At 70.2% G+C, this 15640-nt stretch carries 16 protein-coding genes; 4 read left to right on the top strand and 12 right to left on the bottom strand.

Annotated features, from left to right (window positions below; translation table 11 throughout):
• Positions 1-20 precede the first annotated feature (20 nt).
• From O7629_RS11185 to rfbA, 4 genes are all read right to left on the bottom strand, one after another.
• On the bottom strand, positions 21-239 hold the full coding sequence (locus tag O7629_RS11185; RefSeq protein WP_278169027.1) for a hypothetical protein: 219 nt from the start codon (positions 237-239) through the stop codon (positions 21-23).
• 18 nt (positions 240-257) lie between these two features.
• Positions 258-1616: a Pup--protein ligase gene (pafA, locus tag O7629_RS11180; RefSeq protein ID WP_123601522.1), complete on the bottom strand. Its 1359-nt coding sequence runs from the start codon at positions 1614-1616 to the stop codon at positions 258-260.
• A 90-nt stretch (positions 1617-1706) separates the two neighbouring features.
• A complete protein-coding gene (rfbC, locus tag O7629_RS11175; RefSeq protein ID WP_278169026.1) occupies positions 1707-2330 on the bottom strand; it encodes a dTDP-4-dehydrorhamnose 3,5-epimerase in 624 nt (207 codons plus the stop codon).
• Complete coding sequence (rfbA, locus tag O7629_RS11170; RefSeq protein ID WP_278169025.1) at positions 2330-3238, bottom strand: glucose-1-phosphate thymidylyltransferase RfbA; 909 nt, start codon at positions 3236-3238, stop codon at positions 2330-2332. Before rfbA ends, rfbC begins: the two co-directional genes overlap by 1 nt.
• Before the next feature lie 206 nt (positions 3239-3444).
• Here rfbA and rfbB point away from each other — a divergent pair, with 206 nt between their 5' ends.
• The 3 genes from rfbB (at position 3445) to O7629_RS11155 (ending at position 6446) form a co-directional block, all read left to right on the top strand.
• Positions 3445-4431: a dTDP-glucose 4,6-dehydratase gene (gene rfbB / locus O7629_RS11165; RefSeq protein ID WP_278169024.1), complete on the top strand. Its 987-nt coding sequence runs from the start codon at positions 3445-3447 to the stop codon at positions 4429-4431.
• Positions 4395-5312, top strand: coding sequence for a dTDP-4-dehydrorhamnose reductase (rfbD, locus tag O7629_RS11160; protein ID WP_278169023.1), 918 nt, complete (start codon positions 4395-4397; stop codon positions 5310-5312). Before rfbB ends, rfbD begins: the two co-directional genes overlap by 37 nt.
• Before the next feature lie 87 nt (positions 5313-5399).
• On the top strand, positions 5400-6446 hold the full coding sequence (locus O7629_RS11155; protein ID WP_278169022.1) for a glycosyltransferase family 2 protein: 1047 nt from the start codon (positions 5400-5402) through the stop codon (positions 6444-6446).
• Between the two features lie 47 nt (positions 6447-6493).
• Here O7629_RS11155 and prcA read toward each other — a convergent pair whose 3' ends face one another.
• The 5 genes from prcA to arc all read right to left on the bottom strand — a co-directional run bounded on the left by prcA (position 6494) and on the right by arc (position 12192).
• Complete coding sequence (gene prcA, locus O7629_RS11150; protein ID WP_278169021.1) at positions 6494-7348, bottom strand: proteasome subunit alpha; 855 nt, start codon at positions 7346-7348, stop codon at positions 6494-6496.
• 67 nt (positions 7349-7415) lie between these two features.
• Positions 7416-8255 (bottom strand): proteasome subunit beta, encoded by an 840-nt coding sequence (gene prcB / locus O7629_RS11145; RefSeq protein ID WP_278169020.1) that lies wholly within the window; start codon positions 8253-8255, stop codon positions 7416-7418.
• A 130-nt stretch (positions 8256-8385) separates the two neighbouring features.
• Positions 8386-8601, bottom strand: coding sequence for a ubiquitin-like protein Pup (locus O7629_RS11140; protein ID WP_123601515.1), 216 nt, complete (start codon positions 8599-8601; stop codon positions 8386-8388).
• A 101-nt stretch (positions 8602-8702) separates the two neighbouring features.
• Complete coding sequence (gene dop / locus O7629_RS11135) at positions 8703-10220, bottom strand: depupylase/deamidase Dop (protein WP_347403665.1); 1518 nt, start codon at positions 10218-10220, stop codon at positions 8703-8705.
• Between the two features lie 190 nt (positions 10221-10410).
• Positions 10411-12192 (bottom strand): proteasome ATPase, encoded by a 1782-nt coding sequence (arc, locus tag O7629_RS11130; protein ID WP_123601513.1) that lies wholly within the window; start codon positions 12190-12192, stop codon positions 10411-10413.
• 202 nt (positions 12193-12394) lie between these two features.
• Between arc and O7629_RS11125 the strand changes: the two genes are divergently transcribed.
• Positions 12395-12727, top strand: coding sequence for a ferredoxin (locus O7629_RS11125; protein WP_278169019.1), 333 nt, complete (start codon positions 12395-12397; stop codon positions 12725-12727).
• A gap of 68 nt (positions 12728-12795) precedes the next feature.
• Here the strand turns inward: O7629_RS11125 and O7629_RS11120 are convergent, their stop codons facing one another.
• From O7629_RS11120 to O7629_RS11110, 3 genes are read right to left on the bottom strand one after another with little or no spacing between them, the layout of a single operon-like run.
• Positions 12796-13362 carry a hypothetical protein gene (locus tag O7629_RS11120; RefSeq protein WP_278169018.1) on the bottom strand — a complete coding sequence of 189 codons (567 nt, stop codon included), beginning with the start codon at positions 13360-13362 and terminating at the stop codon, positions 12796-12798.
• Positions 13359-14354: a tRNA (adenine-N1)-methyltransferase gene (locus O7629_RS11115; protein ID WP_278174495.1), complete on the bottom strand. Its 996-nt coding sequence runs from the start codon at positions 14352-14354 to the stop codon at positions 13359-13361. Before O7629_RS11115 ends, O7629_RS11120 begins: the two co-directional genes overlap by 4 nt.
• A gap of 17 nt (positions 14355-14371) precedes the next feature.
• Positions 14372-15544: a site-2 protease family protein gene (locus O7629_RS11110; RefSeq protein ID WP_278169017.1), complete on the bottom strand. Its 1173-nt coding sequence runs from the start codon at positions 15542-15544 to the stop codon at positions 14372-14374.
• Positions 15545-15640: the final 96 nt, after the last annotated feature.

Genomic DNA, 15640 nt, shown 5'->3' with positions numbered 1-15640 from the left:
GCTGACCCGGCGGCACCGGCTCAGCTGACGATGATCAGGACCGCCCAGGCACCCAGGATGAGCGCCAACGCCGTGGCGAGCACCCAGGTGGGCACGGTGTACTCGCCGCGGCGGTTGCGGGCGATCTCCGCAGCGATCTTGTTGCGCCGCCGCTCGAGCCAGGTCTCGGTCCGGGGAAACGGACTCGGCCGGCCGGCGGCGGACGGCGGCGCGGGATCGTCGCGGGTGGGGTCAGCCATCGTCTGGTGAGCTTACCGTCACATGCTCGCGATCAGCCGCTCCACCCGCTCGTCGTAGGCCCGGAACGGGTCCTTGCACAGCACGGTCCGCTGGGCCTGGTCGTTCAGCTTGAGGTGGACCCAGTCGACGGTGAAGTCCCGCCGCTTCTCCTGGGCGTGCCGGATGAACTCCCCGCGCAGCCGGGCCCGGGTGGTCTGCGGCGGTGTCTCCTTCGCCTCGAAGATCTCCGGATCGGTGGCCACCCGGTCGACCTGGCCGCGCCGCTCCAGCAGCGCGTACAACCCGCGGCCGCGGCGCAGGTCGTGGTACGCCAGATCCATCTGTGCGACCCGCGGGTGGGACAGCGGCAGATCGTGCTTGCGCTGGTAGCGCTCGATCAGCTTCAACTTGGTCACCCAGTCGATCTCCCGGGCGACCGGATCCAGGTCACCGGTCTCGACCGCCCGCAGTGCCCGGCCCCACAGCTCGACGACCCGTTTGGCGGTCTGGTCGCCGCCCCGGCGTTCGACGAACTCGGTCGCCCGGGCCAGGTACTCCTGCTGGATCTCCAGCGCGCTGACCTCCTTGTTGGAGGCGAGGCGGATCTTGCGCCGGCCGGTGATGTCGTGGGAGACCTCGCGGATCGCCCGGATCGGGTTCTCCAACGACAGGTCCCGCATAACGACACCGGCTTCGATCATCCGCAGCACGATGTCCGCGCTGCCGACCTTGAGCAGCGTGGTCACCTCGTTCATGTTGGAGTCGCCGACGATGACGTGCAGCCGGCGGTACCGCTCGGCGTCAGCGTGCGGTTCGTCGCGGGTGTTGATGATCGGCCGGGACCGGGTGGTCGCCGAGGAGACGCCCTCCCAGATGTGCTCGGCCCGCTGGGACAGACAGTAGACCGCCCCGCGCGGCGTCTGCAGCACCTTGCCGGCGCCGCAGATGAGCTGCCGGGTGACCAGGAACGGGATGAGCACGTCGGCCAGTCTGCCGAACTCGCCGTGCCGGGACACCAGGTAGTTCTCGTGGCAGCCGTACGAGTTGCCGGCCGAGTCGGTGTTGTTCTTGAACAGGTAGATCTCGCCGGCGATGCCCTCGTCGTGCAGCCGCTTCTCGGCGTCCACCAGCAGCCCTTCGAGGATCCGCTCGCCGGCCCGGTCGTGCGCCACCAGGTCGGTGACCGAGTCACACTCCGGCGTGGCGTACTCCGGGTGGGATCCGACGTCGAGGTAGAGCCGGGCCCCGTTGCGGAGAAAGACGTTGCTGGACCGCCCCCAGGAGACCACCCGGCGGAACAGGTAGCGCGCCACCTCGTCCGGCGACAGCCGCCGCTGGCCGCGGTAGGTGCAGGTGACACCGTACTCGGTTTCGAGCCCGAAGATTCGCCGTTCCATGACCAGACATTAGCCGCCCCGAGGGCTCCGTGGTCAGTCTCGGGCGACCTGTCGGACGAACTACGCCCGACAGGTCGCTTTCGCGCAGAGTTATTGGCCAGATGCGTATGGCGACTCGGCGGCGGAGAGCCGGGCCGTGAACTCCCGACAGCGGCCGTAGTCCGGCAGCAGGCCGTCGGCGCGGGCCTGGGCCAGTGTCGGGGCCGCGTCGTCGCGGGCGGACAGCTGTGGCGCGGCGACCGGCCAGTCGATGGCCAGGTCGGCGTCAAGAGGATGCACGCCGTGCTCGGCGCGCGGGTTGTAGGTGGTCGAGCAGAGATAGTTCAGGGTGGCGTCGTCGGACATCGCGCAGAACCCGTGCCCGAGTCCTTCGCTGAGGTAGACCGCGCGGCGGTCCACGTCGTCCAGCCGCACCGCCGTCCACCGGCCGAACGTCGGTGAACCGACCCGCAGGTCGACGATCACGTCGACCACCGCGCCCCGTACGCAGCTGATGTACTTGGCCTGGCCGGGCGGCACGTCGGCGAAGTGGATGCCCCGGACCACGCCGCGCGCCGAGACCGACAGGTTGCCCTGGGCCAGCCGCAGCGGATGCCCGACCGCCCCGGCCAGGTGGTCGAAGCGGTACCACTCCATGAACAGCCCACGCGGGTCACCGTGCTGCTGCGGGGTGACCTCCCAGGCACCCTCGATCTCGAGCTCCCGGATCTTCATCAGGCCTCCTCGGCCGGTCCGGCATCGGACAACCGGTGGTCGTGGCGCTCCTCGAGCAGGCTCAGCAGGTAGCTGCCGTAACCGCTCTTGGTCAGCGGCTCGGCGAGGGCACGAAGCTGACCGTCGTCGATCAGTCCGGCGCGCCAGGCGGACTCCTCGACGCAGCCGATCTTCATGCCCTGGCGCTCCTCGATCACCCGGACGAACTCAGCGGCCTGCATCATCGAATTGAACGTGCCGGTGTCCAGCCAGGCCGTCCCCCGGTCCAGCACGGTCACCGACAGCTGACCGGCCCGGCGGTACGCCTCGTTGACCGCAGTGATTTCCAGCTCCCCGCGGTCGCTCGGTTTCAGCCCTGCGGCGATCTCCACCACCTGGTTGTCGTAGAAGTACAGTCCGGGCACCGCGTAGCGCGACCGAGGCCGCTTCGGCTTCTCCTCGATCGACAGGACCCGGCCGGCGGCGTCGAAGTCGACCACGCCGTACGCCTCGGGGTTGGCCACCGGGTAGGCGAAGATCAGGCCGCCGGTCAGGTCGGCGTGGTCGGACAGCTTCCGGCCCAGACCGATGCCGTGGAAAATGTTGTCGCCCAGGATCAGCGCGACGGACTCATCGCCGATGAAGTCCGCGCCGAGCACGAACGCCTGGGCGATGCCTTCCGGCCGGGGCTGGGCCCGGTAGCTCAGCCGCAGACCGAACTGCGCGCCGTCGCCGAGCAGTCGTCGGAACTGCGGCTGATCCTCCGGTGTGGTCACGACCAGGATCTCCTGGATGCCGGACATGATCAGGGTGGCGAGCGGGTAGTAGATCATCGGTTTGTCGAAGATCGGCATGAGCTGTTTCGACACGGCGCGAGTGATCGGCCAGAGCCGAGATCCGGTACCGCCGGCGAGTAGGATTCCACGCACGGCGGGAGCCTACCGGCCTAACCACCCACAGCAACCGTCAACGGGCTCCCTGTACGGGCCGGTCACGGATGTCGGACCCTTCGTCCGACACCTGCTGGGCCGGTCGTGCACCAGTCCATTGCCGGTCCCGGCGGGGACATCGTCGGATAGCCGTCACCGGCGATCCCCCGGTCGACGGTGCCGGTGTCCCGTAGACTCCCGGACCTGTGAGAGTCCTCGTCACCGGCGGTGCCGGCTTCATCGGTTCCGAATTCGTCCGGATGCTGCTCACCGATCCGAACGCTCCGGTCAGTCCGGCTACGGTGACCGTGCTGGACAAGTTGACCTATTCCGGCAATCTCGCCAACCTGGCCCCGGTCCGCGACGACCCACGGCTGACCTTCGTCCAAGCGGACATCTGCGACGCCGCCGCCGTCGACCGGGCACTCGCCGGACAGGACATGGTGGTGCACTTCGCCGCCGAGTCGCACGTCGACCGGTCGATCACCGGTGCCGCGGAGTTCGTGACCACCAACGTGGTGGGCACCCAGACCCTGCTCGACGCGGCGCTGCGCCACGGGACGAACCGGTTCGTGCACGTCTCGACCGACGAGGTGTACGGGTCGATCGACGAAGGGTCGTGGACCGAGGACTGGCCGTTGTCGCCGAACTCGCCGTACTCCGCGTCCAAGGCCGGCTCCGACCTGCTGGCCTTGGCCTACCACCGGACACACGGCATGGACGTTGTGGTGACCCGCTGCTCCAACAACTACGGGCCGTACCAGTTCCCGGAGAAGGTCATCCCGCTGTTCGTCACCAACCTGCTGGACGGCGGTACGGTGCCGCTGTACGGCGACGGCGGCAACATCCGGGACTGGCTGCATGTGCGGGACCACTGCGTGGGCATCGCGCTGGTCGCCGCCGGCGGGCGCGCCGGCGAGGTCTACCACATCGGCGGCGGGACCGAACTGACCAACAAGGAGCTCACCGCCCGGCTACTGGACGCCTGTGGGGTGGGGTGGGAACGGGTCGTCCCGGTCACCGACCGCAAGGGGCACGACCGGCGCTACTCGCTGGACATCAGCAAGATCTCCCGCGAGCTGGGCTACGCCCCGAGTGTCACGCTGGACGAAGGACTGGCCGACACGGTCCGCTGGTACCGGGAGAACCGGTCCTGGTGGGAGCCGCTGAAGAAGCCCGTGGCGTCGTCGTGACCGCGGCCGACCGGTGGCTGGTCACCGGTGCCGGTGGGATGCTGGGGCGGGACCTGCTGGCCGCGTTGGCCGACCACCGGGAAACCCGGTCGGTGACCGCGCTGACCCGTACCGATCTGGACATCACCGACCCGGCGGCGGTCGCTGCCGCGGTCGACGGGCACCAGCTGGTGATCAACGCCGCAGCGTGGACCGACGTGGACGGCGCGGAGGAGGCCGAGGACGCCGCCACCGCCGTCAACGGCACCGCCGTGGCGCATCTGGCCCAGGCGTGCGCCGACCGTGGGGCGCACCTGGTGCACGTCTCCACCGACTACGTGTTCGCCGGCGACGGCACCTCCCCGTACCCGGAGGACGCCCCGACCTCGCCGGTCAACGGGTACGGCCGCAGCAAGCTCGTCGGCGAGCAGGCCGTCGCCCGACTGCTGCCGGAGCGCGGCTACGTGGTGCGGACCGCGTGGCTCTACGGAGCGCACGGACCGAACTTTGTCGCGACCATGCTGCGGCTGGCCGGTGAGCGCGAACACCTCGACGTCGTCGACGACCAGCATGGTCAGCCGACCTGGTCGTACGCCCTCGCCGACCAGCTGGTCATGCTGGCCGGGGCGGCGGTCGCCGGCACCGCCCCCGCCGGGATCTACCACGGTACGGCGAGCGGGCAGACGACCTGGTGCGGGCTGGCCCGGGAGGCGTTCGCGCTGCGCGGCCTCGACCCGGCGCGGATCCGCCCCACCACCAGTGCGGACTTCCGCCGGCCCGCCGCCCGGCCGGCATACTCGGTGCTCGGACATCGGCGTTGGGCGCTCGCCGGGCTACCGGTCATGGCAGACTGGCGGAGCATGCTCTCCACCGCGTTGCGCGACCCGGCGTTCGGCGGCTGACCTCCACGGGCCACCGGACCAGCGGGCAGGACAGGCACGCCGCGCCAGAGGCGGCCCGGATTTCCCAGGCCCAGGAGAGAAACCGAAATGTCGGAAATAAACCCTGAACTCAGTACGTCGTCCGGCCTGCCCCGGGTCAGTGCCGTCGTGCTGGCCTGGGGCGCGGAACCGCTGCTGCGCCGATCGGTGGAAGCCCTGCTCTCCTCGGTGAAGGTCGACGTCGACGTGGTCTTGGTCGACAACGGATGCACCACCGACGATGTCACCGTGCTGCGGGAGGTTCCCGGCGTCACGGTGGTCGGCGACGGCAGCAACGTCGGCTTCTCCGCCGGCTGCAACGTCGGCGTGGCCGCCGCCGACGGCGAGTACGTGGCGTTGGTCAACGGCGACGCGGTGGTCGAGCCGACCACCCTCGCCCGGCTGGTGGACGAGCTCGCCGACCCGGGCATCGGCATCGCCGCCGGCGCGGTGCGGCTGGCCGACGAGCCGGACCTGCTCAACTCCCGCGGCAACGAGGTACACGTGCTCGGGTTGAGTTGGATCGGCGGGTTCCGCGAACGGGAGACCCGCACCGAGCCGACCGACACCGCCGGTGCGATGGGCGCCTGCCTGGTGACCCGGCGGGCGCACTGGGAGCGGCTGGAGGGTTTCGACCCGCACTACTTCGCTTACCACGAGGACGCGGACCTGTCGATCAGAACCTGGCGAGTCGGTCTGCGAGTGGTCAACGTGCCGGACGCGGTGGCGCTGCACCGCTACGAGTTCAGCCGCAACAGCTTCAAGTTCTACCTCGTCGAACGCAATCGGGTGATGTTCGTGGCCACGACGTGGGGCGCCCGGTCACTGGCGCTGCTCGGTCCGCCGCTGCTGGCCCTGGAGCTGGCGATGCTGGTGCTGGCGGCCCGGCAGGGCTGGCTGGCCGACAAGGTCCGCGGCTACCGGTGGCTGTGGCAGCACCGCAGCCACCTGCGGCGACGCCGGGCACGGCTGCAGGCCGAGCGGACCGTCCCGGACCGGGTCTGGATGCGGGTCCTCACCGACCGGCTGGACACCCCGCTGATCGACCCGCCGGGCAGGACGGTGTTCAACGCCGTACTGTCCGCGTACTGGCGGACGGTGCGGCGCTGGGTGTGACGCACCCGGGCCGAAACGCGGCCCCGGGCGCGGCACACCGCGCCCGGTCAGTCCTGTTCGGTGGTGCCGGAGTCGCCGGCGGCGTCCTCCAGGTCGGCGGAGGCGGCCGAGGAGGTCGGCTTCTCCGGTGTCGACTCGGGCACCCGGGGACCGCCGGACCGGCCCGCTTCTGCCGACGAGGGCTCGTCCGCCGAGGCGGCGGCACCGCCGTCGAGCAGCGCGGTCAACGCGGCGCCGGTGATCCGACGGAAGGTCCGGCCACGGCGGCGGCGGTCGAGCACCGCCACCTCCAACTGGTTGGCGGCGATGCTGCGGGTCGCACCGTTCTCGCCGCCCACTTCGGCCAGGGCCCGCACCGCGAGCCCGACGGCGTCGGACAGCGACATGTCGGCCCGATGGTCGGTACGCAGCACACCGGCGATCGTCTCGGCGTGACCGCCCATCGCCATCCAGCCCGGTTCGTCGGTGACCGAGCCGTCGTAGGTCAGCCGGTAGATCTCGTCAGCGGCCGGCTCCAGCCCGACCTCGGCGACGCAGATCTCCACTTCGAACGGCTTCGACTGCTCGGTGAAGATCGACCCAAGGGTCTGCGCGTACGCGTTGGCCAGCGCCCGCCCGGTCACGTCGCGACGGTCGTAGCTGAGGCCGTTCAGGTCGGCCATCCGCACCCCCGCCCGGCGCAGATTCTCAAACTCGTTGTACCGGCCGACGGCGGCGAACCCGATCCGGTCGTAGATCTCGCTCACCTTGTGCAGGGCGCTGGACAGGTTCTCGGCGACGAACAGCACACCGCCCTCGAAGCTCAGCACCAGCGCGCTACGGCCCCGGGCGATGCCCTTGCGGGCAAGCTCGGAACGGTCCCGCATGATCTGCTCGGGCGAGGCGTAGAACTGCATTGCCACGGCGGCGGCTCTCCTTCGACCAGGTGGTAACGACTACAGCGGACGAGACAAGTCGGCGCTCGCGGGTTCAGCCGCCCGGATTCTCGGTACGCGCGGCGACGACCGCCTCGGCGATCTGGGCCGACTCGGCGTCGGTGAGCCGGTGGGTGCCGGCCGCCGTCGCGGTCATCACCACCGGGAAGATCCGGCGGGTCAGGTCCGGGCCGCCGGTGGCGGTGTCGTCGTCGGCGGCGTCGTACAGCGCCTCCACCGCGAGACGGACCGCGTCGGCGCTGCTCAGCCCGGAACGGTACCGCTTCTTCAGAGCCGCTTTCGCGAACAGCGACCCGGAGCCGATCGCGTCGAAACCGGTGGTCTCGTACGGACCGCCGGTGACGTCGAAGCTGAAGATCCGGCCGGCCTCGGCCGGATCGGTAGCGGCAAGGTCGAACCCGGCGAACAGCGGCACCACGGCCAGCCCTTGCAGCGCGGCACCGAGGTTGTTGCGGATCATCGACGCGAGGCGGTTCGCCTTGCCGTCCAGGGAGAGGACGGCGCCCTCCATCTTCTCGTAGTGCTCCAGCTCGACCTGGAACAGCCGCATCAGCTCGATGCCGATGCCGGCGGTGCCGGCGATGCCGATCAACGAGTAGGCGTCAGCAGGGTGCACCTTCTCGATGTCCCGGTTGGCGATCAGGTTGCCCATCGTCGCCCGACGGTCACCAGCCATCACCACGCCTTCGGCGGTGACGAGCGTGACGATCGTCGTGGCGTGCGGACCGACGTCCGCGGACAGCCCGGGCGGCAGTGGGCGGCGCCCCGGCAGCAGATCCGGTGCGGCCGACGCCAGGAACTGGGTGAAGGAGGACGTTCCCGCGTTGGTGAACACGTCCGGAAGGCGTCCGGATGGATCGAATCCCGCTGCCACGTGGTCCCTCTCTGCAGAACGTGATCGCCTGACCGGGCCGCCGTGCCGGCACGGCGCCGGTCGAGGCCACCGGTGTGTTGGAGCAGACTAGCGTGCGCACCCGCCGGGTGCGATCTTCACCGCCGGCGAGCTACTCGCCGCCCTTCTGTACGTAGCCGCGGACGAACTCCTCGGCGTTCTCTTCGAGCACCGAGTCGATCTCGTCGAGCAGGTCATCGACGTCCTCGGTGATCTCGGCGTGCCGCTGCGCGGCCTCCGGATCCGTCTCGGTGACCGTCTCGTCGACTTCCTCGGCCCGGCGGGACTTGCCGGACTGGGACTGACCGCCGCTGTCACGGGTAGCCATCAGGTGCCTCCTCCACACGATCGCCTAGGTGAAACTTACCTCGCGGTGGCGACGGAACCGGCCGGCGTCGGCCACGTTCGCGCCAAGCGAACCTGGCCGGCTCAACCGCCGGTGAGCACCTCCAGCAGGTCCTTGGCGCTGGCGCACCGGTCGAACAGGTCGCCCACGTGGGCCTGGGTCCCCCGCTCCGGTTCCATCATCGGCACCCGGACCAGCGACTCCCGGCCCACGTCGAAAATGACCGAGTCCCAGCTGGCGGCGACCACCTCGGACGCGTACTGCGCCAGGCACCGGCCGCGGAAGTAGGCCCGGGTGTCCGGTGGCGGCTCGACCATCGCGGCCCGGGTGGCGCTGTCATCGAGCAGGGTACGCATCGCTCCCCGACCCACCAGGCGGTGGTAGAGGCCCTTCTCCGGCCTGACGTCGGCGTACTGCAGGTCGACCAGCTGCAGTTTCGGCGAGGCCCAGGTGAGCCCTTCCCGCTCCCGGTAGCCGTCGAGCAGCCGCAGTTTCGCGACCCAGTCCAGCTCCTGCGCGCAGGACATCACATCCCGTCCCAGCCGGTCGAGCACGTCCTCCCAGCGGTCCAGCACGTCAGCCGTGGCCTCGTCGAGGTCGGTGCCGTACCGGTCGTCAACGAACGCCCTGGCCCGTTCGTAGAACGCCCACTGCAGGTCGAGCGCGGTAAGCCGGCGGCCGTCGCGCAGCCGCATCAAATGCGCCAGGGACGGATCGTGGCTCACCGCCTTGAGCTCGGCCACCGGGTCGGCGATGCCCAGATCGGCGCCGAGCGCCTTCTCCTCGATCATGGTCAGGATCAACGAGGTGGTGCCGACCTTCAGGTAGGTGGAGATCTCCGAGAGGTTGGCGTCGCCGATGATCACGTGCAGCCGGCGGTACTTGTCGGCGTCGGCGTGCGGTTCGTCCCGGGTGTTGATGATCGGCCGCTTCAGCGTGGTCTCCAGGCCCACCTCGACCTCGAAGAAGTCGGCCCGCTGGGAAATCTGGAACCCGGCCTGGGAGCCGTCCTGGCCGATACCGACCCGGCCCGCACCACAGACGATCTGCCGGGTGACGAAGAACGGCGTCAGGTACGCCACGATGTCGGCGAACGGCGTCTGCCGACGCATCAGGTAGTTCTCGTGGGCGCCGTAGCTGGCACCCTTGTTGTCGGTGTTGTTCTTGTACAGCTGAATGGGGTGCGAACCGGGGATGGTCGCCGCGCGGCGGGCCGCCTCCGCCATCACCCGCTCCCCCGCCTTGTCCCACCGGACCAGGTCCAGCGGGTTGGTGACCTCGGGGGTGGAGTACTCGGGGTGGGCGTGGTCGACGTAGAGCCGGGCGCCGTTGGTGAGGATCACGTTGGCCAGGCCGAGATCCTCGTCGGCGAGGGCCTCCGCCGGGTCGTAGGCCGCCCCCGAGTAAGTGAAGCCCCGGGCGTCACGCAGCGGCGACTCCTCCTCGTAGTCCCACCGGGCCCGACCGCCCCGGTTCAGCTCGGGTCGGGCGCCGTAGGCGTTGACCACCTGGGAGGAGGTGACCATCGGGTTGGCTCCGGGCTGGCCGGGCACGGAGATCCCGTACTCCACCTCGGTGCCCATGATCCGCCGCACACTCATGCCGTTACCTCATCGCTTCCGTCGGCGCCCGTCATGTCGAGCGTAGTCCGCGCACCGACGGAACCGGACGTTGGCGTGTCCGCGTGGTCACGCGGGGGCGCGTCGGACACCGGTTCCGCGGCGCGCATGGACCGCGCCGCGGAACCGGTGTCCCGCACCCCGAGGCGGGGTGCGGGACACCGGACCGTGGTCAGAGGTACTGCCCGGTGTTGCTGGCCGTCTCGATCGACCGGCCGGCCTCCGCGCCCTTGCCGCCGGAGACGAGGGTACGGATGTAGACGATCCGCTCCCCCTTCTTGCCGGAGATCCGGGCCCAGTCGTCCGGGTTGGTGGTGTTGGGCAGATCCTCGTTCTCCCGGAACTCGTCGACGCACGCGTCGAGCAGGTGCTGCAACCGCAGACCCTTGCGCCCGGAGGTGAGGAACTCCTTGATCGCCATCTTCTTGCCCCGGTCGACGATGTTCTGGATCATCGCGCCGGAGTTGAAGTCCTTGAAGTACAGGACCTCCTTGTCCCCGTTGGCGTAGGTCACCTCGAGGAACCGGTTCTCGTCGGTCTCCGAGTACATCCGCAGCACCACGGCGTCGATCATGGCTGCCACGGTGGCCTGCGGATCGTCGCCGTGCTCGGTGAGGTCGTCCGGGTGCAGCGGCAGCCCGGTGAGGATGTACTTGGAGAAGATGTCCTTGGCCGCCTCGGCGTCCGGACGCTCGATCTTGATCTTGACGTCCAGCCGGCCGGGCCGCAGGATCGCCGGATCGATCATGTCCTCCCGGTTGGAGGCACCGATCACGATCACGTTCTCCAGGCCCTCGACCCCGTCGATCTCGCTCAGCAACTGCGGAACGATGGTGTTCTCCACGTCCGAGGAGACACCGGAACCGCGGGTCCGGAAGACCGAGTCCATCTCATCGAAGAACACGATCACCGGAGTACCCTCGCCGGCCTTCTCCCGGGCCCGCTGGAAGATCAGCCGGATGTGCCGCTCGGTCTCACCGACGTACTTGTTGAGCAGCTCAGGGCCCTTGATGTTGAGGAAGTAGCTGGTGTGCTTCTCCTCACCCCGCCGCTCAGCGATCTTCTTGGCCAGGGAGTTGGCCACCGCCTTGGCGATCAGCGTCTTGCCGCACCCGGGCGGACCGTAGAGCAGGATGCCCTTCGGTGGACGCAGGTGGTGCTCACGGAACAGCTCCGCGTGCAGGAACGGCAGCTCGACCGCGTCCCTGATCTGCTCGATCTGGGCGTGCAGGCCGCCGATGTCGGTGTAGTCGACGTCCGGCACCTCCTCCAGCACCAGCTCCTCGACCTCGCTCTTCGGGATCCGCTCGTAGGCGTACGCCGACCGCGGCTCGATCATCAGCGAGTCGCCGGCCCGCAGCGCGCTGCCGACCAGCGTCTGCGCCAGGTGCACCACCCGCTCCTCGTCGGCGTGCGAGATGACCAGAGCGCGGTCACTCGGCTCGCCGGTCGGGTTGTCGAGGAGTTCCTTGAGCATCACCACCTCACCGACCCGCTCGTACCCGAACGCGTCGACCACGTTGAGCGCGTCGTTGAGCAGGACCTCCTGGCCGCGTTGGAGCTCGTCGGCGTCCAACGAGGGAGAGAGCGCCACCCGCAGCTTCCGGCCACCGGTGAAGACATCCACCGTGCCATCCGCGTGTCGGGCCAGGAAGACGCCGTACCCGCTGGGCGGTTGCGCCAGCCGGTCAATCTCCTCCTTGAGCGTGACGATCTGGGCCCGGGCTTCCTTGAGGGTCGCCACGAGCCGTTCGTTGTTCTCGGTCAGTCGGGCCAGCTGCGCCTGCGCTGCCGCCAGCCGTTCCTCGAGCTGCCGGACGTGTCGGGGGCTTTCGGTCAACTTGCGCCGCACCAGAGCGAGTTCCTCTTGAAGAAACGCGACCTGGGTGGAGAGATCGTGGGCCTCCTTCTCCCACCGTGCGGCGCGCGAATCCGCGTCGTCGCTGCGTGCCACGTCCCACCTCCCCGGGGGCTAAAACGTACTGCCCTAACACTAGCCGTTTGCCGGACGTTTCGAACCCACGCAACACAGTCGTCCCACAACCTTGATCGCCCGGGCACGTCACAAGCGGCCGACGGACGCCTGGCCGGCCGGTCCCACGGCGTGTCGGGTACCGTCGGGACGCGAGGACGGGCACGACCCAGGGAGGTGCGCGGTGACGACCCCGACCGAGACCCGGTCCCCCGGAGAGCCGGGCGAAACGGCATCAACCGACACGGAGCTGCAGGTCTGGGTCGACCAGGACCTCTGCACCGGGGACGGGCTGTGCGTGCAGTACGCCCGGGACGTCTTCGAGTTCGACATCGACGGACTCGCCTACGTCAAGGACGCCTCCGGCGAACTGCAGGTCGCCGAGGGTGCCCGGGTCGCCGTCCCCGAACGGCTGCGGCTCGACGTGATCGACGCGGCCAAGGACTGTCCCGGCGAGTGCATCCACGTGGTCCGCGCGGACGACCAGACCGAGGTCAGCGGACCGGACGCCGGTTAGCCACCCGGTCTACAAGTACGGCTTGCTGCCCGCCGGTACGGCCACCCGCCTGCAACGCGTGACCCACGTCACAGTAGCGGACGGCCCACCACCGAGGCGACCACCCGGGCGAACTCCTCGAGCCGCGCGATCTGCCCCGAACCACCGTCGTCGAGCGTCTTGCCGAACCGCAGCGCGTCGTGCCGGGGGCCGAGATGCTCCTCCGGTTGCGTCTCGTCCTGCGAACTGAGCAGCAGGTAGACGTCGACGCTGTCCACCCGGATCTGCCCGGTCGGCGTACGGGTCAGCCGGCGGCGGCAGCCGACCTCGGTGACCGTGGACAACGGCACCACCCGCAGCGACGACGTCATCGACCCGGCTGGGCCGTCCCCCGGCGGGACGTCCTCGCCGTGCCACAGGACCATCCGGCTGCCGTCGCAGATCGCCACCTCCTGCCAGACCCCGTTGACCTCGTTGACGAACCGCTCCAACGTGAAGGCGAGGACCTCGGCACCCGCCAGCACGCCGCCGAGCGCCTCCAGCGCGACGTCCGGGTCCCGCAGGTACGCCCGACTGGCCGCGTCCAGGTCCGGGTAGGGCGACCAGTCAGGGAAGACCGCCGGCAACTCGCCACCACCGAACGCGGGCCGGCTCATGCCGGTGCCGTCCCGGCCACCGGGCCCAGCGACGGCGCCGGCCCTTCGGTCCCGTCGGGTGCCGCCGGCCCGGCGGCGTCGGACGGCACCGGTGCGCCCGCCTGATCCCGGCGGCGCGCCGCGTACGCCTCCGCTCCCTTGCTCGGCTTGCGCCGCCGCGGCGGCGCGCTCACCCCCGGCGCCAACCGGCGGGCCGACACCAGGAACGCGGTATGCCCGATCATCCGGTGGTCGGGCCGCACCGCCAACCCGTCGACGTGCCAGTCCCGCACCAGCGACTCCCACGCCCGGGGCTCGGTGAACCCGCCGTCGGCGCGCAACGCCTCGACCAGTTCGCTCAGCTGCGGCGTGGTAGCGACGTAACCGACGAAGACCCCGCCGGGCAGCAACGCCCGAGCCACCAGGTCCAGCACCTCCCACGGCGTCAACATGTCCAGGATGATCCGGTCGAAGCCGACCTCCGGGCAGGACGCGACATCACCGACGTGCAGCCGCCACGCCGGGTGCGGGCCACCGAAGAACGCCTGCACGTTCGCCCGGGCCACCTCGGCGAAGTCCGCCCGCGTCTCGTACGAGTGCACCTCACCGTCGGTGCCGACGGCGCGCAGCAGAGAACAGGTCAGCGCGCCCGACCCGGCACCGGCCTCCAGCACCCGGGCCCCCGGGAACACGTCACCCATCGCCACGATCTGCGCGGCGTCCTTCGGATAGATCACCTGGGCCCCGCGCGGCATGCTCAGCACGTAGTCGGCCAGCAGCGGACGCAGCGCGAGGTACGCGGTACCGCCGGCCGACGTCACCACGCTGCCTTCGGGCAGGCCGATCAGCTCGTCGTGCGCCAGGGCACCGCGATGGGTGTGGAACGACCGGCCGGCAGCGAGCGTGACGGTGTGCATCCGCCCCTTCGGGTCGGTCAGCTGCACCCGGTCGCCCGGCTGGAAGGGGCCGCGCCGGGTGGAGATCGGCGTGGTACTGACGTCGCCGGATGCCACGGCGGTCGGCGGAGGGGTCACGGGCTCATCTTTCGGTTCGGTTCCAACAACTGCGCCAGATCGGCGACGTGGAGCACGCCGATCACGTCCTCGCCCCGGGTCACCAGGTACTGCGCGCCCGGATGTTCCTGCACGGTACGGACCACCTGCTCGCCGGTGAGGTCGACCGGGATCCGGCGTACCCCGTCGATACCGCGCGCGACGGTGTCGACCGCCACCCACGGGCGGCGCTCCGGCGGGACCGCCGCGGCCGCGGCCCGGTCCACCAGCGCGACCAACCGGCCGACCGAGTCCGTCACCGCCATGGCCGGCTCCCGGCCACCCGGCTGCGCCGGGTGGGGGCCGGCGACCCGACGCTGCGCCTCGGCCAACGGCGTGCCGCTCGGCACCGGAAAGACCGGCTGGGCGAGCATCGCCAGGTTGACCAACGGGAACCGGCGGCCGATGCGCGCGACCCGGATCGACTGGCCGGCACCCTGCCAGAGGGTGAACGCCACCAGCAGCATGAAGATCAGCCCGAACGGGGACAGGATACCGGCCACCGTGAGCAGCACCACCAGGCCGGCGGTGCCCGCCGCCACGGCCCGACCGACCCAACCGGCGGCCTCGGTGCCGACGTGGCGGTCCCTGGTCACCGCCCAGACCGCGGCACGCAGCGCGCGCCCGCCGTCGAGGGGCAGCCCCGGCAACGCGTTGAACACCGCCACCAGCAGGTTCGCCGCCGCCAACTGGAACGCCAACTGGTCGATCAACGTACGGTCCGGCAGCAGCACGGTGGCCACCACCGCGACCAGGCCCAGGACCAGCGACACCGCCGGACCGGCCAGCGACACCAGCAGGTCGACCTTGGGGGTCGGGGCGTCCCGGTCCATTTCGGTGTAGCCGCCGAGCATCTCCAGGGTGATCCCGCGAACGCCGATGCCGTAGCGGCGGGCGGTCAACGCGTGACCCAACTCGTGCAGCAGCACCGAACCGAGCAGACAGACCACGAAGCCCAGGCCGACCGCGTACCGGGCCGGCTGCGGCACGTCCAACTGGGTGCGGACGAACTCGCCGTACAGCACGGTGACCAGGATCGCCAGGAACAGCACCGAGGTGTGGAGGTGCACCGGGAAGCCGAGCACCCGGCCGAGGCTGATCCCCGGCCGCCGGTCAGGGCGCCGGTCGGGGCGTTTCGCGGTGTCCTCCATCGGGTTGATGCTACGGAACGCCGTACCACCCGGCGCGCACGGTTTGTCGCCGAGCCGCCGGCCGGATTGTCACACCGGTGCCATACCCTGCGTGCC

Source organism: Solwaraspora sp. WMMD792 (genome assembly GCF_029626105.1).
Lineage (GTDB): Bacteria > Actinomycetota > Actinomycetes > Mycobacteriales > Micromonosporaceae > Micromonospora_E.
Note: the sequence above shows the minus strand (reverse complement) of the source record. Positions and strands in the feature narration are given on the sequence as shown.